This is a genomic window from Amycolatopsis sp. GM8 (assembly GCF_021653975.1).
Lineage (GTDB): Bacteria > Actinomycetota > Actinomycetes > Mycobacteriales > Pseudonocardiaceae > Amycolatopsis_E.
The window spans coordinates 307,558-329,819 of sequence record NZ_JAJKFK010000002.1 but is presented as its reverse complement, the minus strand read 5'-3'; the positions used below and the strand labels follow the sequence as shown (position 1 = coordinate 329,819).

22 protein-coding genes are annotated in these 22,262 nt (G+C 68.9%); 17 read left to right on the top strand and 5 right to left on the bottom strand.

Annotated features, from left to right (window positions below; translation table 11 throughout):
- Positions 1 to 110 precede the first annotated feature (110 nt).
- Complete coding sequence (locus tag LOZ83_RS08800; protein WP_236789794.1) at positions 111 to 1,154, top strand: NAD-dependent epimerase/dehydratase family protein; 1,044 nt, start codon at positions 111 to 113, stop codon at positions 1,152 to 1,154.
- Positions 1,151 to 2,092, top strand: coding sequence for a lysophospholipid acyltransferase family protein (locus LOZ83_RS08795; protein ID WP_374202643.1), 942 nt, complete (start codon positions 1,151 to 1,153; stop codon positions 2,090 to 2,092). The genes LOZ83_RS08800 and LOZ83_RS08795 overlap by 4 nt, the downstream gene beginning before the upstream one ends.
- Here the strand turns inward: LOZ83_RS08795 and LOZ83_RS08790 are convergent.
- Genes LOZ83_RS08790 through LOZ83_RS08775 form a run of 4 tightly spaced genes read right to left on the bottom strand, consistent with a single transcriptional unit; the run spans position 2,082 to position 5,200 of the window.
- Entirely contained in the window at positions 2,082 to 2,585 is a 504-nt protein-coding gene (locus tag LOZ83_RS08790; protein ID WP_236789793.1) for a polyketide cyclase, read from the bottom strand. The genes LOZ83_RS08795 and LOZ83_RS08790 overlap by 11 nt on opposite strands.
- Before the next feature lie 7 nt (positions 2,586 to 2,592).
- Entirely contained in the window at positions 2,593 to 3,495 is a 903-nt protein-coding gene (locus tag LOZ83_RS08785; protein ID WP_236789792.1) for an HAD family phosphatase, read from the bottom strand.
- A 49-nt stretch (positions 3,496 to 3,544) separates the two neighbouring features.
- Positions 3,545 to 4,552, bottom strand: a complete 1,008-nt coding sequence (locus LOZ83_RS08780) for a DUF5667 domain-containing protein (protein WP_236789791.1) — start codon at positions 4,550 to 4,552, stop codon at positions 3,545 to 3,547.
- Between the two features lie 39 nt (positions 4,553 to 4,591).
- Entirely contained in the window at positions 4,592 to 5,200 is a 609-nt protein-coding gene (locus LOZ83_RS08775) for a sigma-70 family RNA polymerase sigma factor (RefSeq protein ID WP_236790737.1), read from the bottom strand.
- A 180-nt stretch (positions 5,201 to 5,380) separates the two neighbouring features.
- On the opposite strand from LOZ83_RS08775, the gene LOZ83_RS08770 reads away from it, so the two are divergent.
- The 7 genes from LOZ83_RS08770 to LOZ83_RS08740 all read left to right on the top strand — a co-directional run bounded on the left by LOZ83_RS08770 (position 5,381) and on the right by LOZ83_RS08740 (position 13,520).
- Positions 5,381 to 6,913, top strand: coding sequence for an AMP-binding protein (locus LOZ83_RS08770; protein WP_236789790.1), 1,533 nt, complete (start codon positions 5,381 to 5,383; stop codon positions 6,911 to 6,913).
- Positions 6,910 to 7,155 (top strand): glutaredoxin family protein, encoded by a 246-nt coding sequence (locus LOZ83_RS08765; protein ID WP_236789789.1) that lies wholly within the window; start codon positions 6,910 to 6,912, stop codon positions 7,153 to 7,155. Before LOZ83_RS08770 ends, LOZ83_RS08765 begins: the two co-directional genes overlap by 4 nt.
- Positions 7,156 to 7,185: 30 nt before the next feature.
- Positions 7,186 to 8,715, top strand: coding sequence for a molybdopterin-dependent oxidoreductase (locus LOZ83_RS08760; RefSeq protein ID WP_236789788.1), 1,530 nt, complete (start codon positions 7,186 to 7,188; stop codon positions 8,713 to 8,715).
- Positions 8,716 to 8,887: 172 nt separating this feature from the next.
- On the top strand, positions 8,888 to 9,682 hold the full coding sequence (locus tag LOZ83_RS08755; RefSeq protein WP_236789787.1) for a redox-sensing transcriptional repressor Rex: 795 nt from the start codon (positions 8,888 to 8,890) through the stop codon (positions 9,680 to 9,682).
- Positions 9,683 to 11,002: a glutamyl-tRNA reductase gene (locus LOZ83_RS08750; protein WP_236789786.1), complete on the top strand. Its 1,320-nt coding sequence runs from the start codon at positions 9,683 to 9,685 to the stop codon at positions 11,000 to 11,002.
- Positions 10,999 to 11,955: a hydroxymethylbilane synthase gene (gene hemC / locus LOZ83_RS08745; protein WP_236789784.1), complete on the top strand. Its 957-nt coding sequence runs from the start codon at positions 10,999 to 11,001 to the stop codon at positions 11,953 to 11,955. The genes LOZ83_RS08750 and hemC overlap by 4 nt, the downstream gene beginning before the upstream one ends.
- A 32-nt stretch (positions 11,956 to 11,987) precedes the next feature.
- On the top strand, positions 11,988 to 13,520 hold the full coding sequence (locus tag LOZ83_RS08740) for a bifunctional uroporphyrinogen-III C-methyltransferase/uroporphyrinogen-III synthase (protein ID WP_236789782.1): 1,533 nt from the start codon (positions 11,988 to 11,990) through the stop codon (positions 13,518 to 13,520).
- 64 nt (positions 13,521 to 13,584) lie between these two features.
- Here LOZ83_RS08740 and LOZ83_RS08735 read toward each other — a convergent pair whose 3' ends face one another.
- Positions 13,585 to 16,371: a family 78 glycoside hydrolase catalytic domain gene (locus LOZ83_RS08735; RefSeq protein WP_236789780.1), complete on the bottom strand. Its 2,787-nt coding sequence runs from the start codon at positions 16,369 to 16,371 to the stop codon at positions 13,585 to 13,587.
- Positions 16,372 to 16,521: 150 nt separating this feature from the next.
- On the opposite strand from LOZ83_RS08735, the gene rfbA reads away from it, so the two are divergent.
- Genes rfbA through LOZ83_RS08695 form a run of 8 tightly spaced genes read left to right on the top strand, consistent with a single transcriptional unit; the run spans position 16,522 to position 22,245 of the window.
- Positions 16,522 to 17,409, top strand: a complete 888-nt coding sequence (gene rfbA / locus LOZ83_RS08730; RefSeq protein WP_236789779.1) for a glucose-1-phosphate thymidylyltransferase RfbA — start codon at positions 16,522 to 16,524, stop codon at positions 17,407 to 17,409.
- Between the two features lie 23 nt (positions 17,410 to 17,432).
- Entirely contained in the window at positions 17,433 to 18,404 is a 972-nt protein-coding gene (gene hemB / locus LOZ83_RS08725; RefSeq protein WP_236789777.1) for a porphobilinogen synthase, read from the top strand.
- A gap of 21 nt (positions 18,405 to 18,425) precedes the next feature.
- The gene (locus LOZ83_RS08720) at positions 18,426 to 18,944 is read left to right on the top strand and encodes a hypothetical protein (RefSeq protein WP_236789775.1); all 519 of its coding nucleotides are present in this window, start codon (positions 18,426 to 18,428) and stop codon (positions 18,942 to 18,944) included.
- Entirely contained in the window at positions 18,941 to 19,360 is a 420-nt protein-coding gene (locus tag LOZ83_RS08715; RefSeq protein ID WP_236789774.1) for a hypothetical protein, read from the top strand. The genes LOZ83_RS08720 and LOZ83_RS08715 overlap by 4 nt, the downstream gene beginning before the upstream one ends.
- A 13-nt stretch (positions 19,361 to 19,373) precedes the next feature.
- The gene (locus LOZ83_RS08710; RefSeq protein ID WP_236789773.1) at positions 19,374 to 19,706 is read left to right on the top strand and encodes a hypothetical protein; all 333 of its coding nucleotides are present in this window, start codon (positions 19,374 to 19,376) and stop codon (positions 19,704 to 19,706) included.
- A gap of 24 nt (positions 19,707 to 19,730) precedes the next feature.
- Entirely contained in the window at positions 19,731 to 21,032 is a 1,302-nt protein-coding gene (gene hemL, locus LOZ83_RS08705) for a glutamate-1-semialdehyde 2,1-aminomutase (protein WP_236789772.1), read from the top strand.
- On the top strand, positions 21,029 to 21,655 hold the full coding sequence (locus tag LOZ83_RS08700; RefSeq protein ID WP_236789771.1) for a histidine phosphatase family protein: 627 nt from the start codon (positions 21,029 to 21,031) through the stop codon (positions 21,653 to 21,655). Before hemL ends, LOZ83_RS08700 begins: the two co-directional genes overlap by 4 nt.
- On the top strand, positions 21,652 to 22,245 hold the full coding sequence (locus LOZ83_RS08695; RefSeq protein ID WP_236789770.1) for a TlpA disulfide reductase family protein: 594 nt from the start codon (positions 21,652 to 21,654) through the stop codon (positions 22,243 to 22,245). Before LOZ83_RS08700 ends, LOZ83_RS08695 begins: the two co-directional genes overlap by 4 nt.
- Positions 22,246 to 22,262: the final 17 nt, after the last annotated feature.

Sequence of the window (22,262 nt, the reverse complement as noted above, 5' to 3'; positions counted from 1 at the left end):
TGACCACGCTGACCTGGGTTAATAGCATGTAAGAGACCCTGACGCGGGTGCCGCGGCGGGAGTAGCATCGCCTGCGCCGCTCGTATCCCGACCCTTTCGCGGGGGGTTTCATGCCGTCCAGTGTCGTGCTGGTCACCGGAGTCGGCGGTGAGCTCGGTGGCCGGCTGCTCGCCCGCCTCGGCACCAACCCGGAGTTCGAGCGGGTGCTCGGGGTGGACACCACGCCGCCCGCCGAGCGGGTGCTGCGCCGCCTCGGCCGGGCCGAGTTCGTGCGCGCCGACATCCGCAACCCGCTGATCGCCAGGATCCTCGAGGACGCGGGCGTCGACACGGTGGTGCACGCGGCGACCACCTGTCATCCGGCCGCCCCGGCGCGCCGGGGCACGCTGAAGGAAGTCAACGTCATCGGCACGATGCGGCTGCTCGCCGCCTGCCAGCGCTCAGAGTCGGTGCGCAAGCTCGTCGTCAAGTCCACGGCCGCGGTCTACGGTGCCGGTCCGCGCTCGCCCGCCGTGTTCACCGAGGACTCCGACCTGATCCCTGACTCCTGGGACGGCCACGCGAAGGACGCCGTCGAGATGGAGGGCTACGTGCGCGGCCTCGCCCGCCGCCGCCCCGATCTCACGATCACCTTGGCGCGCTTCGCGAACGTGATCGGGCCGGAGGTGGACACCGTGCTGGCGCGCTACTTCGCGCTGCCGGTGGTGCCGACCGTGCTCGGCTACGACGCGCGCCTGCAGTTGCTGCACTCTTCGGACGCGCTCACGGTGCTGGAGATGGCGACGCTCGAAGACAAGCCCGGCGTGTTCAACGTCGGCTCGGACGGGGTACTCACGTTGTCGCAGGCGGTCCGCCGGGCGGGGCGGATCGAGCTGCCGGTGCCGCGGGCGTTGATCCCGTCCGTGGCGAAGATGCTGCGCGGCGCGCGGCTGGTCGACTTCTCGCAGGACCAGGTGCGGCTGCTCAACTACGGCCGGGTGGTCGACACCACGCGGCTGAAGGAGGTGTTCGGCTACCGCCCGCGGTGGACCACGGCGGCGGCGTTCGACGACTACGTGCGCGGGCGCGGGCTGCGTCCCGTCGTCGACGGCGAGCAACTCGCCGCGATGGCGGGCCGGGTCGTCACCGCGGCGGCGACCGGACAGGTCCGATGAACCCGGAACCCAGGAGCAGGCCAGTGACCACCAGTGTGGAAGCTCGAGTCATCCCGTTGCGGCCGCGAGTCGCCAAGGCTCCGGAGGTCGAACTGCCGGCCGAAGCCGATCCGGTGAGCAGCGCGGTGACGTTCCTGCGCAACCGGCTGACCGGCGAGTACGCCGTGGACGAGTTCGGCTTCGACCCCGAGCTGACCGAGAAGGTGCTGCTGCCGCCGCTGCGGTTGCTGTACGAGAAGTGGTTCCGGGTCAGCGTGACCGGCATCGACAACGTGCCCAAGGACGGCGGCGCGCTGATCGTCTGCAACCACTCGGGCACGCTGCCGCTGGACGCCGTGATGACCGCGGTCGCCGTGCACGACGAACATCCGGCGCGGCGGCACCTGCGGATGCTGGGTGCGGACCTGCTGTTCCGGACCCCGCTGCTGGGGACGCTGGCCCGCAAGACGGGGCAGACGCTGGCTTGCGCCGCCGACGCCGAGCGGTTGCTGTCCTCGGGTGAGCTGGTCGGCGTGTGGCCGGAGGGCTTCAAGGGGATCGGGAAGCCGTTCTCGGCGCGGTACAAGCTGCAGCGTTTCGGGCGGGGCGGGTTCGTCTCGGCGGCGCTGCGGACCGGGGTGCCGATCATCCCGTGTGCCATCGTCGGCGCGGAGGAGATCTATCCGAAGATCGCCGACCTCAAGCCGCTGGCGCGGTTGCTGGGCCTGCCGTACTTCCCGGTGACGCCGTTCTTCCCGCTGCTGGGTCCGCTCGGCGCGATCCCGCTGCCCACGAAGTGGACGATCGAATTCGGCGCGCCCATTGCCACGGACTCGGTCGACCCGGACGACGTGGACGATCCGATGCTGATCTTCAGCCTGACGGACCAGATCCGCGAGTCGATCCAGCAGTCGCTCTACCGCCGCCTGGCGGAACGAGAAAGCGTTTTCAAGGGCTAGCGTCGCCCTCGGCGAGCTGCTTGAGGTTCAGCAGCTGCCGTCGAGCCATGATCAGATCGCCGACCGACACCCACGGGGCCAGCCAGCGCCGGGTCCGCATGACGACCTTCAGCAGCAGCCGGGTCGTGCCGGCATCTTCGGGGACGAGGACGTAGGACATGAAGGCACCCATGATGGTGGCCGTCAGCTGTCGCCCCGGATCGACCGAGACGATCCGGCCCAGTTCGCGCCCACCCGCGTTGGTGAACCGTTCGCCGACGCGAGGTTCGGGCAGGTCCACCAGTTCGCGGGGTGAGCGGCGGCCACGGTTGTCGATCCAGTCGTACGAGTACGGCGCGAGCCGCACTTGTCCGATCCACGGCCACACCGCTTCGGCTGGCGCGTCCACGCCGACACCACGCCAGGCCACCAGTGTGGGTGACGTGACGAAGTCGTCGCACGGATAGCCGCGCGAGATCTCGTTCTCGCGCATACCCCACCGGTCACCGATCATGGCGATTTCAGCGCCGCCGGTAGGCCATTCCCGCGGCGACCGCGCCGGCCACCGCGCCGGCGCCGAGCACCGAGGGGACCCCGATCTTCGCCGCCTTGCGGCCGGTGCGGAAATCCCTGATCTCCCAGCCGCGCGCCCGCGCGATCTCCCGCAGGCCCGCGTCCGGGTTGACCGCCACCGCGGTCCCGACCACCGACAGCATCGGCACGTCGTTGGAGGAGTCGGAATACGCCGTACAACGCCGGAGGTTCAGACCTTCCCGCGACGCGAGCGCGCGCACCGCGTGCGCCTTCGCCCTGCCGTGCAAGAGGTCTCCGACGAGCCGTCCTGTGTAGACACCGTCGACGTGCTCGGCGACAGTGCCGAGCGCGCCGGTCAGCCCGAGCCGCCGCGAGATGATCGCCGCCAGCTCGACCGGGGTCGCGGTGACCAGCCACACCCGCTGTCCCGCGTCGAGATGCATCTGCGCGAGCGCGCGCGTGCCCGACCAGATCTTGTCGGCCATCAGCTCGTCGTAGATCTCCTCGCCGACCTCCGTCATCTCCCGCACCGTCTTACCGGCCACAAAGGACAGTGCCTGCTCGCGGCTGGATTGGACGGTGTCCTGCGTCTCGCGCCCGCCGATGCGGAACTTCACCTGGCGCCAGGCGAACCCGGCCAGATCCGAGGTGCTGAAGTACTTGCGCGCGGCGAGCCCGCGGGCGAAGTGGAAGATCGAGGCACCCATCATCATCGTGTTGTCGACGTCGAAGAACGCGGCCGCGGTCAGGTCCGGGGGCGCCGGCGGCGACGGCGGTTCGGCACCGTCGAACTGCGCGGACTCCATCGCCACGGCCGCCTCGGCCGACGCTTCGCCGGCCAGCGTGGCGAGTCGTTCGAGTTCCGGGCCCTTGCCCTTGCCGCGCCACACGCAGACCGCCTCCTGAGTCGGGTGTCTCAGCCAAGCCTAGCGATTGACCTCAGCCGATCCCTACCCCGGGAAGGCCCGGGAACAGCGGTGGAATCGAGAGCAGTGGCGGTGGCGGACTCGACGTGGCAGGGGGCAGGCGCGGGCTGGTCGGCGAGAGCACCGGCGCGTCGACCGCCGACGGCGGATACACGGCGGTTGGCGAGGTGGTCGGAACCTGTGATGAGGAGGACGGCGGCGCCGTGGAGGTCGACATCTGCCGAGCGGACAACGGTTCGCTGCTCGGCGCGACCGGCGGCGGGGGCGGCGCCGGTACCTGCGGGGGCTCTTTGGTGATCGCGTCCGACGGGGGCTGGCACGAGCCGGATTCCGGGATCGCGCCGAGCTCGTCGGTCTGGCCGGTGGTGATCTGGAAACAGTCGAGCCGGGCCATCAAGATCTGCGCGCGAGCCTCGATCCGGGACAGCAGCCTCGTCGAAGAGCCGAACTGGCCGAGCGCCGCCTCGGGGATCGCGGGCCGGGCCGCCAGCAGCTTCGGGCGCTGATCGAGGGACCACATGCGGAGCTGGAAGAGCTGCTCACCGCTGCCCTGCGTCGCCAGCCGGGTCAGGTCCGCGGTCCCGGCCGCCGCTTCGCGCTGGAAATCCGCGAGCGTCGCCTCGTACCTGGCTGCCGCCGCCGGGCCGAGGTCCTTCAACTCGTCGAGCCGTTTCGACGCGAACTCGAGGTGCTTCTGGGCCTTGGCCGAGTCACCGAACGCCAACCCCAGCTCGGCGGACTCGCCGGCGCGCTTGACGCCGTACAGCGCGTCGCCGGGCAGCGCGTCCTTGGACAGCAGGAGGCTGAGCCCGCCGAGCGCGATCGCCACTGCCACGGCGGCGGCGAGGACCTCGGCGATGACGCGTCGCCGCCGGCTCGGGCGGCCGTCGTGATCGAGCCGCCGGAGAATGCCGCGCCGGATGCGGTCGCGGGTCGCGGCGTCGGGCTTCTCGGCGTCACCGAGCTGACGCAGCCCGGAGATGATCTCCAGATCGCGCCCTGACCACCCGGGTACGTCCACGTCCTGTGAACGACCGATGACCCGCGTACGTTACGCGCCTCACCGCCAAGTGGGTGCCAGGAGCTGGGCAAGCTTCCGGACGGCGCGGTGCTGCAGTGCCTTGATGGCGCCCTCGTTGCGCTTCATGATCCGCGCGGTCTCGGTCAGCGACAGGCCTTGGACGAACCGGAGCACGACGCACTCACGCTGGTCGTCGCCCAGCGCGGCGATGCATTTCAGCAGCGCTTCCCTGGTGGCGCTGGTCAGCGCCTCCTGCTCGGGCCCGTCGCCGGCGGCGGTCTGCCCCGCGAACGGGGCCGCGCCGGATTCGGACACCTCGTCGGTGACGACCTCGAGCTTGTACCGGCTCGACTTCACATGGTCGAACATGATGTTGCGGGCGATGGTGACGAACCACGCACCGACGTCGCGGCCCTGGTAGCTCACCGACGTGATCCGCCGCAGCGCGCGCAGGAAGGTCTCGCTCGTGATGTCCTCGGCCAGCTCCCGGTCACCGAGGCGGAAGTACACGTACCGGTAGACGACGTCGACATAGCGGTCGTAGAGCGTGCCGAAGGCCGTGCTGTCGCCGTTCTGCGCGGCGCGGACGAGATCCCAGGAGCCGGTCTCCTCGTCGGGGCGCGCGAACGTGCCGGCGTGCAGCCCCAGGGGGCGTGCGGCAAGCCAGTTCGTCACAGCGACTCCTCTGTCCCGGCCGGAGTGATCAGCACCACTCCGGCGCTAGAGCAGCATACGTGTAGTTACCCGGAAGTAGGTAGTGGTCCCGGTCGTGGAAATGCGACGATCCGCGGGCTTTCCCATGACGGGAGGCGGAGGAGGTACTGGGGCATGGCCAACATCGCCGATCTGCTCACCGGGGCCGCCGCGCGGTGGCCGGATGTCGTGGCGCTCACCGACACCACCGCGGAACAGACTTTCACCTGGTCGCAGCTTGATTCCGCGGTCAACGGGCAAGCCGGGAAGCTGATCGGGCACGGATTGCGCGCCGGTGACCGGGTCATCCTGCGGCTGCCGACCTCGGTTGATTTCGCCACCGCCCTGTTCGCCGTCGCGCGTGCGGGTGCGATCGCCGTGCCGGTATCCCCGCTGGCCCCGGAAGCTGAGTTCGCCCGGCTCACCGGGCACAGCGGCGCCCGGTTCGTCATCAGCCGGGACTCCGACGGCGGCGGGCCCGAGGTGCTCACGCCGTCGACGGAGCCGGGTGAGCCGGTCGCGGCGGCCGGCGGCGACGAGAACATCGCCGTGCTGTCCTACACCTCCGGCACGACCGGCCCGTCCCGCGGCGTGATGCTGTCCCACCGGGCGCTGCTGGCCAACCTCGACCAGCTGGGCGCCGTGCCGGGCACGGTCCGCCACGGCGACCGGGTGTTCGTCGCGATCCCGCTGTTCCACGTCTACGGACTCGGTCCCGGCCTGCTGCACTCGGTGTCCGCCGGTGCGACCGTCGTGCTGGCCGAACGGTTCGACGTGGTCAAGGCGCTGGAAGTGTGTGCGGCGCACCGGATCACGGTGATCGGCGGGGTGCCCGCGATGTACGCGGAGTTCGCCCGGATGTCCGCCGACGAGCTGGGTGCGGGCCTCGCGTCGATCCGCCTGCTCAGCTCCGGTGCCGCGCCGCTGCATCCGAAGGTGCTCGCGACCATCCGTGAGAAGACCGGGCTCGCGATCTTCGAGGGCTACGGGCTCACCGAGGCCGCGCCTGTGGTGACGTCGACGCTGGTCACGGGCTATGCGAAGCCCGGCTCGGTGGGCCGGCCGCTGCCCGGGGTCGAGCTGCGGCTGGTCGAGTCGGACGGGCTCAGCGAACCCGTGCCGCTGGACCCGGACGACCTCGACGACGCGTTCGTCGAGGACGACGCGGGCGCGGGCCTGGTGTCCGTGCGCGGCGCGAACCTGTTTTCCGGCTACTGGCCCGACGGCGCGCACGGGCCCGACGAGGACGGCTGGTTCCGCACCGGCGATGTCGGCTACCTCGACACCGACGGCGACCTGCACCTGGTCGACCGGGCCAACGACCTGATCATCGTCAACGGCTTCAACGTGTTCCCGCACGAGGTCGAGGAGGTCATCATCGCGATGCCCGAGGTCGCCGAGGTCGCGGTGGTGGGTGTGCTCGACGAGCGCAGCGGCGAGTCGGTCAAGGCGGTCGTCGTACCGGCGCCCGGGGTTTCGCTGTCCGAACAGCAGGTCGTCGAGCACTGTGCCGCGGGGCTCGCCGGGTACAAGGTGCCGCGCACGGTCGAGTTCGCCGACGCCCTGCCGCATTCGGCGACGGGAAAGCTGCGGCGAGTACCGCCAGCCGCTTCCCCACCACCGCCCTCAACGGAGACGCTTCGCGCCCGGTCTAGATTCAAGTCATGATTGTGACCGTGATGACCCGGCAGGGCTGTCACTTCTGTGAGCAGGCCGAGCAGGACGTCGAGCGGATCTGTGGCGAGCTGGGCGTCGCCTGGGAGACGGCCGACGTCGACTCGGATCCTGAGTGGCGCGCCGAGTACGGCGACTACGTTCCGGTGATCCTCATCGACGGCAAGCAGCACGGGTACCACCGAGTGGAGGAAGACCGGTTCCGTAAGGCTCTCGTAACCGTCGCCGAACGGTGATTTCGCGGTGCTCGCGCGAAGAATGACTACGTGAGTACGGAACTGAGAGAAGCACCCGCCCCCGCGCCGCCGAGGCTGCCCGCCGCCGTCGCTGGACTGATCGGGGTGCTGTCGCTCGCCGCGGCGCTGGCCGCCGGGCACCTGCTGGCCGCGTTCGTCGGCCCGGGTGCCTCGCCGTATCTCGCTGTGGGCAACGCGGCGATCGACCTCACGCCGACCTGGCTGAAGGATTTCGCCGTCAGCACGTTCGGTACGAACGACAAGCCCGTGCTGCTCGGCGGCATGGCCGTGGTGATGGTGCTGCTGGCGATCGTCGCCGGGTTGATCTCGCGGACCCGCCCGTTGCCGGGGCAGATCGTGATCGCGGTGTTCGGCGTGGTCGGGATCGCCGCCGTGTGGGGCCGCCCGGACCTGGGCCAGGCCGCGCTGCTCGCCCCTGTCGCGAGTCTGGTCGCCGGGTTGCTCGTGTTCCGCTGGCTGCATCGCGCGGCGCTGACCCGCGGGGTCTCCGCGAGCCGCCGGCAGTTCCTGTTCGTCGCCATCGGCGCGGGTGTCGCGGGCCTGCTCGGACAGTGGGCCGGTTCACGCAAGGACGCCACGGGTTCGCGTGCGGCGGTCGGGCCGCTGGCGCCGGCGCAGCCCGCGCCGCCCGTCCCCGCCGACGCCGATTTCGCGAAGCTGGGCACCCCGACCTTCATCACCGCGAACAGTGACTTCTACCGCATCGACACCGCGCTCGTCGTGCCGCAGCTGCCCGCGCAGGACTGGCAGTTGCGCATCCACGGCATGGTCGACCGCGAGCTGACCTTCACTTACGACGAGATCCGCAACCGGCCGCTGATCGAGCGCGTCGTCACGCTGTGCTGCGTGTCCAACCCGGTCGGCGGCCCGTACATCTCCACCTCCCGGTTCCTCGGCGTCGACCTGGCGGAACTGCTCAACGAGGCCGGTGTCCAGCAGGGCGCCCAGCAGCTGTACTCGACCAGCACCGACGGTTTCACGGCGGGCACCCCGGTGTCGACGATCATGGAACCGGGCCGCGGCGCGATGCTCGCGATCGGCATGAACGGCGAGCCGCTGCCGATCGAGCACGGCTTCCCCGCCCGGCTCGTGGTGCCGGGCTTGTACGGCTACGTGTCCGCGACGAAGTGGGTCACCGACCTGGAGCTGACGACGTGGGACGCCAGGCAGGCGTACTGGCTGGAACGCGGCTGGTCCCAGCTGGGGCCGATCAAGACCGAGTCCCGCATCGACGCGCCGCAGGGCGGGGTGAGCGCGGGCAAGGTCCGGGTCGCCGGGGTCGCGTGGGCGCAGCACACCGGGATCGACAAGGTCGAGGTGCAGCTGGACAGCGGGCCGTGGCAGCAGGCTGTGCTGTCGACGGAGGTCACGGCCGACGCGTGGCGGATGTGGTGGGTCGAACTCGACGCGTCGAAGGGCAGTCACAGCGCGTCCGTCCGGGCCACCGACCGCTCCGGCTACACGCAGACCGACCGCCTCGCCGACGTGGTGCCCGACGGCGCCACCGGCTGGCACACGATCACGTTCACCGCACACTGAGCTGAAACGTGTGTCTCTGGTCATGCCTCCGACCAGCGACTTTGTGCCTGCGTTCACAAGTGGCTACCGTATGGCTTACCCCGCCCGGGCGGCACCGGCATCAAACCGGACTTGGCACGCCGGGTCAAGGAAAAGTTTTCTCAGCGTTGTCGACGGTGTCTAGGAGGCCGGCGTGGTGGCACGGCGTGGCCGGCGGAACGGCGCCAAGGCCGAGGTCAGCGCCGACGTCAACGCCGACAACGCACCCACCGCCGAGATGCCGGCCGTCACCGACAACAACGCCGACCCGGTCCGCGTGCGGTCCATCCCCGAAGCCGCCGTCGCCCGCCTCGCCGTGTACCTGCGGGTGCTGTCCGCGATGGCCGAGCAGGGCGCGACCACCGTCGCGAGCGAGGAGCTCTCCGCCGCGGCCGGGGTCAACTCCGCCAAGCTGCGCAAGGATTTGTCGTACCTGGGGTCGTACGGCACCCGCGGCGTCGGCTACGACGTGCAGGTGCTCGTCGGGCAGATCGAGCGCACGCTCGGGCTGACCCGCCAGCACAAGGTCGCCGTGGTGGGAATCGGAAACCTGGGCCACGCGTTGGCGAACTACGGCGGGTTCCCCGGCCGGGGCTTTCCCGTCGAAGCGCTGTTCGACGTGGACGCCGACCTGATCGGCATTCCGGTGGGCGGGATTCCGGTGACGCATCTGGACGACATCGCGAAGGTGTGTGCCGAACGTGGCATCTCCATCGGCGTGATCGCGACGCCACCGACGGCGGCGCAGTCCGTCTGCGACCGCTTGGTCTCGGGCGGCGTGCAGTGCATCCTGAACTTCGCGCCCGTCGTGCTGCAGGTACCGGAGCACGTCGAGGTCCGCAAGGTGGACCTCGCCGTCGAGCTGCAGATCCTGTCCTTCCACGTCGCCCGGCGCGCGGACGAGAAGAACGGCTCCCACCCGGTGGGCAACGGAATGGTGGTGCGGTAAGTGTCTGTGTTGGCCGTCGGGCTTTCCTATCGCACCGCGGATCTGCGCACTCTCGAGCGCGCCGCGGTCGCCACGGACGAGCTGGGCAAGGTGCTGCACGAGCTCCAGCAGGCCGAGAACGTGCACGAGGCGATGCTCGTGTCGACCTGCAACCGGGTCGAGGTCTACGCGGTCGTCGAGACGTTCCACGGTGGTCTCGCGGACGTGTCCGACGTACTGGCGCGGCAGTCCGGGTGTGCCGCCGCAGGCCTCTACGACAACCTGTACGTGCACTACGCGGGCGCCGCGGTCGAGCACATCTTCTCGGTCGCCTCGGGCCTTGACTCGATGGTCGTCGGCGAGACCCAGATCCTCGGCCAGGTCCGCAACTCCTACGCCGCCGCACGGGAAGCCGGCACCGTCGGCCGCGCCCTGCACGAGCTGATCCAGACGACGCTGCGGGTCGGCAAGCGGGTGCACAGCGAGACCGGGCTCGACACGCTGGGTGCGTCGGTCGTGTCCGAGGCGCTGGGGGAGGCTGCGGAGCTCGAAGGCAAGCACGCCGTGATCGTCGGCGCGGGTTCGATGGGCGCGCTGACCGCGAGCCAGCTGCGCAAGGCCGGGATCGGCCGGATCACGGTGGTGAACCGCACCCTCGAGAACGCGCGGCGGCTGGCGGCGAACGTCACCGAGCTGGGCGTGCCCACGACGGCCGCCGGGTTGCCCGAGCTGGCCGATCGCCTCGCCGAAGCCGACATCGCGGTGAGCTGCACCGGCGCCCAGGACGTGGTGCTGCAGGCGGAGCACATCCTGCCGCGCGACGGGCGTGACCTGGTGATCTGCGACCTCGGCCTGCCGCGCGACGTCCACCCGTCGGTCGCGGACGTGCCAGGTGTCCGCGTGGTCGACCTGGAGACGGTGCGCCGCCGGATGGACTCGCTCGGCGGCACGTCGTCGGCGAAGCAGATCGCCCGCGCCACCGGCATCGTGCTCGACGAGGTGCGCGAATACCTGGCCGGACAACGTAGTGCGGCGGTCACCCCGACCGTGACAGCGCTGCGCAAGCGGGCCGCCGAGGTCGTCGACGCGGAGCTGCTCCGGCTCGACCACCGGCTGCCCGAGCTCGAGCCGGGCGTGCGTGACGAGTTCGCGCGCACGGTGCGCCGCGTCGTCGACAAGCTGCTGCACGCGCCGACCGTGCGGGTCAAGCAGCTCGCGGCCGACGCACAGGGCACCGATTACGCGAGCGCGCTGCGGGAACTCTTCGAGCTGGATCCCGCGTCGCCCGCCGTGGTCGCGAGCCCCTCTCCCCAACCCAGTACAGACGGTGAAACCCAGTGACAAGAACGATCAGAATCGGTACCAGAGGCAGCGCCCTCGCGCTCGCCCAGACCGAAACCATCGCCGACGCCCTGCGCAAGGCCGGCGAGAACGTAGAGGTCGTCAAGGTCTCCACACCCGGTGACCGCTCGCACGCCCCGATCGCCGAGATCGGGGTCGGCGTGTTCACCTCCGCGCTGCGGGAAGCCTTGCAGCACAAGCAGGTCGACGTCGCGATCCACTCGTACAAGGATCTGCCGACCGCGCCGGAGGCCGGCATCGTGCTGGCCGCCGTGCCGCTGCGCGAGGACCCACGGGACGCGCTGATCGCGCGGGACGGGCTGACCCTCGGCGAGCTGCCGCCGGGTTCGACCGTCGGCACCGGGGCGACCAGGCGGCTGGCGCAGCTGCGCGCGCTCGGTCTCGGTTTGGAGATCGTGCCGATCCGGGGCAACATAGACACCCGGCTCCGCAAGGTGACCGACGGTGAGCTGGATGCCGTCGTTCTCGCGCGGGCCGGTCTCGTCCGGCTGGGCCGGGCCGGGGAGATCACCGAGACCCTCGACCCGATCCAGATGCTGCCCGCGCCCGCCCAGGGTGCGCTGGCGGTGGAGTGCCGCGTCGACGACGTGGACATCGAGCACCTGCTTCGGTCCACTGTGGACGACGAGGCGACACGGGCCGCGGTGACGGCCGAGCGCGCGATGCTCGCGGCGCTCGAGGCCGGCTGCAGCGCGCCCGTCGGTGCGCTGGCCGAAGTGGTGGAGGACCTCGACGCGGACGGCTCGGTCGTCGAGCGCGTTTCGCTGCGCGGGGTGGCCGCCGCCGGACTCGACGGGGAGTCCGTGGAACTGCTCCGCGCTTCGGCCGTCGCGGACAAGAGCGATGCGGAGCGACTCGGCCGGGACCTGGCCGCGGAGCTGCTCGACCTGGGCGCCGGCGCGTTGTCCGGCCCCGGCCGCAACCAACGTTGACAGAGATATTCGGTACTGGAGAAAGAAAGACAATGACCCCCGCGCGGAACACCGCTGGGCGCGTCGCTTTCGTGGGCTCGGGCCCCGGCGACGCCGGATTGTTGACCGTTCGTGCCCAGGAGCTGCTGGCGAAGGCCGAGGTCGTGGTGACCGACCCCGATGTGCCGACCGGTGTGCTCGCCGTGGCCAGCGCGGACGCCGAAGTGCGGCCGGCTGTCGGCGAGCCGGGTGATGTGGCCAAGGACCTGGCCGGTGAGGCGAAGGCCGGCCGTCTCGTGCTGAGGCTGGTCGGCGGTGACCCGCTGACCCTGCCGGCCGTGGTGGCCGAGGTGCAGGCGGTGGCGAAGACCAGCGCCGTGTTCGAGGTCGTGCCCGGTGTCTCGCCGGGTGTCGCGGTGCCCGCGTACGCCGGGATCGCGCTGGGCGGCACGTACACCGAGGTCGACACCCGGGGTGAGGTCGACTGGGCCGGGCTGGCCGGTGCCAAGGGGCCGATCGTGCTGCACGCGACGTCGTCGCACCTGGCCGAGGCCGCGGGCGCGCTGGTCGAGCACGGCGTTTCGGCGTCCACGCCGGTCGCGGTGACGTCGAACGGCACGATCAACACGCAGCGCACGTTCGACAGCACGCTCGCCACCCTGGCGCAGGACGCGGGGGAGCTGGTCGGCCCGCTGGTGGTGACCATCGGTGAGGCGGCGGGGCAGCGCTCGAAGCTGTCGTGGTGGGAGTCGCGGGCGCTGTACGGCTGGAAGGTGCTGGTGCCGCGGACGAAGGAGCAGGCCGGCGAGATGGCCGAGCGGCTGCGCAGCCATGGCGCGACGTCGCACGAGGTGCCCACGATTTCGGTGGAGCCGCCGCGGAGCCCGGCGCAGATGGAGCGTTCGGTGAAGGGGCTCGTCGACGGCCGGTACCAGTGGATCGTGTTCACGTCGGCGAACGCGGTGCGTGCCGTGTGGGAGAAGTTCGAGGAGTTTGGGCTGGACGCGCGGGCTTTCTCGGGCGTGAAGATCGCCTGCGTCGGCGAGTCGACGGCCGAGCGGGTCCGTGCGTTCGGGGTGAATCCGGAGCTGGTCCCGAAGAGCGAGCAGTCCAGCGATGGCCTGTTGACGGAGTTCCCGCCCTACGACGATATTTTGGATCCGGTGAACCGCGTGCTGCTGCCGCGGGCCGACATCGCCACGGAGACCCTCTCGGCGGGCCTCGCCGACCGCGGCTGGGAGGTCGACGATGTGACGGCGTACCGGACCGTCCGCGCCGCCCCGCCGCCCGCGGAAACCCGCGAAATGATCAAAACGGGCGGTTTCGACGCGGTGTGCTTCACGTCGTCGTCGACGGTCCGGAACCTGGTCGGGATCGCGGGCAAGCCGCACACGCGCACCCTGGTGGCCTGCATCGGCCCGAAGACCGCGGAGACCGCGGTCGAGTTCGGCCTGCGGGTGGACGTCCAGCCGGAGAAGGCGGATATCCCGCATCTCGTGGACGCCCTGGCCGCCTACGCCGCCAAGCTCCGCGCCGAAGGAGCCCTCCCCCCGCCACGAAAGGCAAAGCGCACCCGGCGTTCGTGATGTGAAGCGGCTGAGGAGGCCGGGTTTCGGGTGCCGCCTGACGCCCGCCTCCTCAACCGCCACGTCAGATCAGCAACGACTCGAGCTCTTGGCGGGCCTCCTGCCCGTCGCCGGTGAGGAGGCTCTTCTTCTGTGCGAGAAGCAGGGGAAGGTCGGATGGCGGCGCGTCGAGGTACGGGGCAGCCGATGAAGCGATGTCCGCTGGATCGGTTCCGAGTTCGTGCGCGATCAAAACGGATACGGCCTTTGACCATAGTGCCGGCCGGTCCATCAGTTCTCTGACTGTGGTCGGGGGCGACTTCTCGTCCGCGCAAGGGTCGGCGGTTGTCCAGATGTGCTTTCCATGCTGTACGGACATCGGCGCGGAGCCAGGCACGTGGACTGTCGCTACCACCCCAACCGGTATCGCTACTTCTAACGTGAATTCGTTATTTTCCCGCTGCCACCGGACAGATGCCTCGCCGTAAGGTGTCAGATGCTTCGCCGAGGCAAACGTTAGGTGCGGATCCGGCTGGGGTTTGATGGTCATCTCACGGTAACCAGGAGCCGATGGCGCGAGCCCGGCGACTGTGCGATGTATCCAATCCGCGACGGCTCCCAGTGCATAGTGGTTGAAGGAGGTCATCCTCCCGGGGTTGATCGATCCATCGGGAAGCATGCTGTCCCACCGTTCCCAGATGGTGGTCGCGCCCATTGTCACGGGATACAGCCATGACGGGCAGCTTCTTTCCAATAGGAGCCGGTAAGCGAGATCGCTTCGTCCGGCGGCACAGAGGGCGTCTGTGATTAATGGTGTTCCCAGGAAACCGGTCGTGATTCGGAACCCGTTCTGCTTAACCAAATCTGCCAGCCGCCGGCCGGCTCCCTCTTTTTGTGACCTCGTTGCAAGAAGGTTCCACACTATCGCCAAAGCATAGACGGTCGGAGTGTCGCTGAGGATTCGTCCCCCGCCTGTGACGTACTCTTGAACAAATGCCTTGCGAGTAGCCGCTGCCAGCGCACTGTACCTTTTTTCCTCCTCCGTTCGCTCCAGTAGTCCCGCCGCCGCACTGACGATGTCAGCCGAGCGGGCGAGATACGCGGTCGCCAATACATCGGAGTCGGCCTTCGCGGCGAAGGGATCATCTGGGGGAGCCGTCGGGTCGAGCCAGTCGCCGAACTGGTAACCGCCCGCCCACAGACCATCGATGGTCAAGGATGCAACCTTGTCGACCCAGCCGCACATGCTCGCGAATTGTCGGGCGAGAATTCCCCTGTCGGCGAACCTCTCGTACAGTACCCAGGGTACGAAGGTGGCCGCGTCTCCCCAGCCGGCTGCGGCGGCGGAATGCGTCCGCAGGACGTCTGGTATTACGTATGGGATTGCTCCATCCGGTAGCTGTTCGGCACGAAGGTCGCCAAGCCACGACGTCAGGAAACCCGCGACATCGAAAAGGAAGGTCGCGGTGGGCGAAAAAACCTGGATGTCCCCCGTCCAACCGAGCCGCTCGCTTCGTTGTGGGCAGTCAGTGGGAACGTCCAGGAAATTTCCCCGCATGCCCCAAACGACATTCTCATGGAACTGGTTCAGTTCGGGAACCGAACATTCAAACCAACCGGTTCGACGCAAGTCGGTTCCCACTACCATTGCTTCGACATCATCTGGAATCAGCGTGGCGAGGCCCTCGACTTCCGCGTAGCGGAAGCCGTGGAAGGTAAGGCTGGGCTCCAGTGTTATTTCTTTTGCATCGGGGAGCAAATAACTGTCGGTGGCCTTGGCTCCGTCGAGTGGCCGCACGCCGAGTTCGCCCTTTTCCAGTACCTCTGCATGTCGGATGGTTACCCGCTGCCCGTTCGTTGCGTCGCGGATCTTCAGTCGGACCCAGCCGACAAGATTTTGTCCGAAGTCGATCAAAATTCGGCCAGAAGCGAGTCTTTTTATCTGCTTGGCATGGAGTATTTCGCTGACTCTTACCGGAGGTCCTTCTGCTGCTACCAGTCGGCGAAAGTCCGCTTTGAGCGTTCTGACGTTGTCCGCCACCAAGGTTTGTGGGCGTAGATCCGTGACTTGGCCATCGTAAAGGTCATTCAGTATGATTCCGCTTTCCGACGCTCGCCAGGTTTCGTCTGTACCGATGACTTCAACCGAACCGTCATCGTATGAGATCTCCAGCTGGGCCAGCAGGGCGAGGTGGTCGTCATGGTCGGCGCGCCATTTTATCCGTCCGCGGTACCATCCGTTCCCCAGAAGGAAATGAAGACTGTTCTCGCCGGGACGCAGGAGAGCTGTGACGTCGTACGTCTGGTAGCGGAGACGTTGGGCATAGGCGGTCCAGCCAGGTGTCAACAAGTCATGACCAACACTGGCCCCGTTGATTTTCGCTTGGTATACGCCGTGCGCGCTCGCGTAAAGACGTGCCCTGGTGACTTTTCGTCGGAGACTCGCGGTTCGCGAAAGAATCGGTGCGGGTGAATCGATAGATCCGATTGTTGCAGGACTGATGAATCGCGCTGTCCAGTCTTCGGGGTTCAGCAGTCCGATCTCGACGGTCGACGGCTGGCTCCAGGCGGACCACATATCGCCGGAGGCGACGCGGACGCGCACGGACGCCCGCTCGCGGGACTGCAACGGCTCGAAGGGCCAGCGCACGAGTATCTGCTCGTTGGACTCGACGCGGACCACTGCGGCACCGGATTCGACCTCGTACGCGGTCTGGGCCCAATCGGGGTCATCGGTGGTGATCTGCCAGGACAGTCGCGGCGTGGGCGTGCCGATGCCCAGAGGGGAGTCGAGGTGCTCGAATCGGACAGGGCTGACGACCGTGCCCGTCGTCCGGGCGGGAGGCAGGCCGATCGCTTCTTGTGCGGTCATGGAGTCTCCAGCTCGCTCGATCAGTGAAACAGTAAAACCGTACATTGAAACGATCGGCAGAGGAAGGCAGTGGAGGTGAGCCCCTGGGGCGACGCGAGCACAGCGGTGATGATTCGGATACCCGCAGTCCCCTGCTCGAGGAGACATCCCATGAAAGGAATCGTTCTCGCCGGTGGGAGCGGTAGCCGGTTGCATCCGGTCACCTTCGCCGTCTCGAAACAGCTCGTTCCGGTCTACAACAAGCCGATGATCTACTACTCCCTGTCAGTGCTGATGCTGGCCGGGATCACCGACATCCTGATCATCACGACGCCCGGCGACAAGCCCGCGTTCCAGCGGCTGCTCGGCGACGGCTCATGGCTCGGCATCCGGCTCGAGTACGCGGAACAGCCGGAGCCCAACGGGCTCGCGGAGGCGTTCATCATCGGTGAGCAACACGTGGGCCAGGACTCGGTCGCGCTCATTCTCGGCGACAACATCTTCCACGGCCCCGGATTCTCCCGCCTTCTGCAGAGCAAAACCGACGACCTCAAAGGCTGCCTGCTTTTCGCGTACCCGGTGGGCGATCCGAACAGGTACGGGATCGGCGAGTTCGACGACGACGGCAATCTCCTTTCCATCGAGGAAAAGCCGGAGCACCCGCGTTCCAACCGCGCGATCACGGGGCTGTACTTCTACGACAACGACGTGGTGGGGATCGCCAAAGGGCTCGAGCCGTCGCCCAGGGGCGAGCTCGAGATCACCGACGTGAACCAGGCGTACCTCGATCGCGGGCGCGCCAAGGTCGTGGACCTAGGACGCGGCTTCGCCTGGCTCGACACGGGCACACACCAATCGTTGCTCGACGCCGGCCAGTACGTGCAGATGCTGGAGGAACGTCAGGGAGTCCGGATCGGCTGTCTCGAGGAGGTCGCCTTCCGGATGGGCTTCATCGACTCGGATCAGTGTTACCGGCTCGGGGAACGGGTCGCGAAATCCGGTTACGGCAAGTACGTCATGGAGATCGCGCGGGCAAAGGCCGACCTGACCACCGCCTGACGTGCCGGAGTACCGTCGCTCTCGTGTTTCCCGAGCATCGTCCTCGTCGGTTGCGTGGGACTGCCGCCATGCGGCGGTTGGTCAGCGAGACCACGCTGCGCCCCCGCCAGTTGATTTTGCCCATGTTCGTCGCGGAGGGGGCCACCCAGCCGCGGCCGATCGCGAGTATGCCGGGGGTCGTGCAGCACACGCGCGAGTCGCTGCGCAAGGCCGCCGTCGACGCGGTGCGCGCAGGGGTCGGCGGGCTGATGATCTTCGGCGTGCCACAGACGCGTGACGCCGTCGGGTCCGGGGCGACCGACGAGAACGGCATCCTCAACGTCGCCCTCCGCGACCTGCGGGCCGAGCTCGGCGACGACACCGTCCTGATGGCCGACACCTGCCTCGACGAGTTCACCGACCACGGCCACTGCGGCGTCCTCGACGCGGACGGCGGCGTGGACAACGACGCGACCCTCAAGGTGTACGCCGAGATGGGCGTCGCGCAGGCCGAGGCCGGGGCGCACATGCTCGGGCCCAGCGGCATGATGGACGGCCAGGTCGGCGCGATCCGCGAGGCGCTCGACGACGCCGGCCACCAGGACACGGCCATCCTCGCCTACTCCGCCAAGTACGCGAGCGCGTTCTACGGCCCCTTCCGCGAGGCGGTCGACTCCCAGCTCAAGGGCGACCGCAAGACGTACCAGCAGGATCCGGGCAACGCGCGTGAGGCGTTGCGCGAAATCGAGCTGGACGTCAACGAGGGCGCGGACGCCGTCATGATCAAGCCCGCGCTCGCGTACCTCGACGTCCTCCGCGCTGCCGCCGAGGTCTCGCCGGTGCCGGTCGCCGCGTACAACATCTCCGGTGAGTACGCGATGGTCGAGGCCGCCGCGGCCAACGGCTGGCTCGACCGCGAGCGCACCATCGTCGAAGTCCTGACCTCGATCCGCCGCGCCGGCGCGGACATGATCCTGACCTACTGGGCGGCCGAAGCCGCGGCCTGGCTCGACTGAGTACCGAAGTACTCTAGTCGGGTGACCGCACCCGAATCGGATGACGAGCGCCGCGCCAAGGGCCTGCCGCCCGAGCCTCAGCAGCCTGGTGACGCGCCCGAGCGTGTGGACCCGCCCAAACCGGTCCAGGCGTCGTTCTGGCTGTGGGCCGTGTCCGGGGTCGTGTTCATCGTCGGTTACGCGATCATCTTCTTCGCCCGCGGCCGGATCGTCGACCAGCTGATCAAGGCGAACACCAACACAGCGGTGCACCCCGACCAGATCCGGTCCGGCACCACCGTGCTGCTCGCGGTTCTCCTCGTCGGTGCGGTCTCCTTCGCGGCCCTGTACGTCCTCTTCGCGTACAAGGCCCGCCAGGGCACTCGCTCGGCTCGCACCGTGCTGACCGTCCTGATGGCGATCACCGTGGTGTTCCAGCTGGTCCTGCAGTTCGCGAGTGTCGTCACGCTCGCCGCGACGCTGGTCGGCCTGATCGCACTGGTCCTGATGTACCTGCCGAACGTCGCGCCGTACTTCCCGAAGGTGTCCCGCCGGGCGTGAGTGAGACGCGGTACCTCGAGCCCGGGGCGAAATGGGCGGCGCTGCTCTACGGCCCGCTGTTCGCCCTCCTCGGCTACCTGGTGGAGCTCGCCACCGGCACACCGCACACCGTCGCCTGGGTGCTCGTCGGGCTGGGGCTCGCGGCGATCACCGCACCGTGGATCCACGCACGCCGCCGGTTCCTCACCGTCCGGGTGACCGGCACCGAGCTGTGGGAAGGCCGCGAATCCTTGCCGCTGAGCGAAATCGCGGAGACGACGGACGTCGGCGCGCCGACCGGGGCACGTGTCCTGGGTGGCGGCTGGAGCACCCCGCGTAAGTACGAAGAGCTGCCGATTCGCCTGAACGACGGCATGGTGGTCCTCGCCTGGGCGAAGGATGTGCAAGCTCTGCGTGCCGCCCTCGACCGGACATGAGAGCCTTGCCACCGTGAACACTCAGCCGAAGCTGCACCGGCCATGGCGCGCCTGGGTCGCGCTCGCCGAGGTGATCCTCGCGGCCGTCGCCATCTGGCTCGCCTTCCCGGTATGGGACCTGGGCGTGAAAACGCTTACCGTGCACCTCAGCGACGGCGTCGTGCTCACCTCCACCCGCAACGTCGGCAGCTGGATGGCCGCGTCGATCGGGCTCGGCCTGGTCGCGGCGCTGCTGCTCACCGACGCCGTCCGCGAACTGCTGCTCGCGATCCGCGCCAGGCACCGCCGCAAAGAGCGCGAAGCGGACCCCGAAGGCTTCTTCGAGGGCCACCTGAACCAGGCCTGACAGGCCCTTTGCGAGACTGTCCTTGTGGTTCACGGAGTCGATCAGTCCAAGGCATGGTTCGAACGAGCAACCGCCGCGACACCGGGCGGTGTGAACTCGCCGGTGCGCGCGTTCAACTCGGTCGGCGGCACCCCACGGTTCATGGCCCGCGGCGAGGGCCCCTACCTGTGGGACGTCGACGGGAACCGCTACGTCGACCTGGTTTCTTCGTGGGGGCCCATGATCCTCGGGCACGCGCATCCCGCGGTGGTGCAAGCCGCCCAGACGGCCGCGTCGTCAGGCCTGTCGTTCGGCACGCCGACAACCGGTGAGGTCGAGCTGGCCGAGGAGATCATCGCCCGCGTCGACCCGGTCCAGCAGGTGCGGCTGGTCAACTCCGGCACCGAGGCCACGATGAGCGCGATCCGGCTCGCCCGCGGTTTCACCGGCCGCGGCAAGATCATCAAGTTCGCCGGCTGCTACCACGGGCATGTGGACGCGCTGCTCGCGCAGGCGGGCTCCGGCGTCGCCACGCTCGGGCTGCCGACCTCGCCCGGGGTCACCGGCGCGCAGGCCGCCGACACGATCGTCCTGCCGTACAACGACATCGAGGCCGTTCGAAAGTCCTTTGTGGACAACAGCGGTGAGATCGCCGCGATCATCACCGAGGCCGCCGCCGGCAACATGGGCGCGGTCGCCCCGGTGGACGGCTTCAACGCGGGGCTGCTCGAAATCGCCCACGAGCACGGCGCGCTGCTGATCATGGACGAGGTGATGACCGGCTTCCGCGTCTCGCGCGCCGGCTGGTACGGCCTCGAAGCGGTGCCCGGCGACCTCTACACCTTCGGCAAGGTCATGTCCGGCGGCCTGCCCGCGGCGGCGTTCGGCGGTCGCGCGGACGTGATGGCCAGGCTCGCCCCCGGCGGTCCCGTCTACCAGGCCGGCACGCTGTCCGGGAACCCGGTCGCGGTGGCCGCGGGGCTCGCGACGCTGCGCGCGGCCGACGCCGGCGTGTACCGGGCGCTCGACGCCAACTCCCATCGCCTCGGCGGCCTGTTCACCGAGGCGCTCACGAAAACCGGTGTGCCGCATCACATCGCGTACGCGGGCAACCTGGTCAGCGTGTTCTTCACCGAGCAGCCCGTACACAACTACGACGCCGCGAGTAGCGCCGAGACCTGGCGTTTCCCCGCGTTCTTCCACGCGCTGCTCGACCGCGGCGTCTACGGTCCACCGAGCCCGTACGAGGCGTGGTTCGTGAACGCGGCGATGGACGACGCGGCGTTCGAGATCATCGAAGCCGCGCTGCCCGCCGCGGCCGAGGCAGCGGCGGAGGCACGCCAGTGACGACGATCGTGCATCTGTTGCGGCATGGCGAAGTGCACAACCCGGACCACATTCTTTACGGTCGTCTCCCCGGCTTCGGGCTGTCCGAACGCGGCCAGCGCCAGGCGATCACCGTCGCGGAAGCCGTTGCCGCGCACGACATCGTGCACGTGGTCGCGTCGCCGTTGCAGCGCGCGCAGGAGACGGCCGCGCCGATCGCCGGGGCGCACCGGCTCGACGTGCACACCGACGAGCGGCTCATCGAGGCCGGCAACTTCTTCGAGGGCAAGCGGGTCGCCGTCGGCGACGGCGCGCTGCGCAACCCGAAGTACTGGCCGCAGCTGAGCAACCCGTTCCGTCCGTCGTGGGGCGAGCCGTACCTCGACATCGCGCGCCGGATGCTCGGCGCGGTGTACCGGGCGCGCGCGGCCGCCGACGGCCACGAGGCGCTGTGTGTTTCGCACCAGTTGCCGGTCTGGACGCTGCGGCGGTTCCTGGAGGCGAAGCCGCTGTGGCACGACCCACGCAAACGGCAGTGCTCGCTGGCGTCGCTGACCAGCCTGGTCTTCAATGGCGAAGAACTGGTCGACATCGTCTACAGCGAGCCGGCCGGAGCGACTGATCCGAAGGTGACCGGAGCGTGAAACGCATCGTCCTCGTCCTGCTGACACTCGTCCTCGCGGCTGGCTGTTCGACCGGCAAGGACGCGGTTTCGCAGGGCAGCAGTTTCCAGTTCGTCGCGCCCGGCGGCCAGACGGACATCACGTACGACACCGCGGACCGCAAGCCGATCCCGAACCTGTCCGGCGACGATCTGATGAACGAGGGCAAGCAGCTCTCGCTCGCCGAGTTCGCGGGCAAGGTCGTCGTGCTGAACATCTGGGGCCAGTGGTGCGCGCCGTGCCGCACCGAATCGCCCGAGATGGAGAAGCTGTACCAGGCCGAGCAGGCCAAGGGCGTGCAGGTGGTGGGCTTCGACGTGCGTGACTACGACCGGTCGGCCCCGCAGGACTTCGTGCGTGACCGCGGCCTGACGTACCCGTCGATCTACGACCCGCCGGGGCGGGGGCTGCTGAAGCTGTCCGGGTACCCGGTGAACGTCGTCCCGTCGACGATCGTCATCGACAAGCAGCAGCGGGTCGCGGCCGTCTACCTGCGGAGTTTGTTGGCGACCGACATCCAGCCGCTGGTGCAGAAGCTCGCCGCCGAGCAACTCGGCGCCCCGGGCGAGTAGCGGGGCCCGCGGAACTC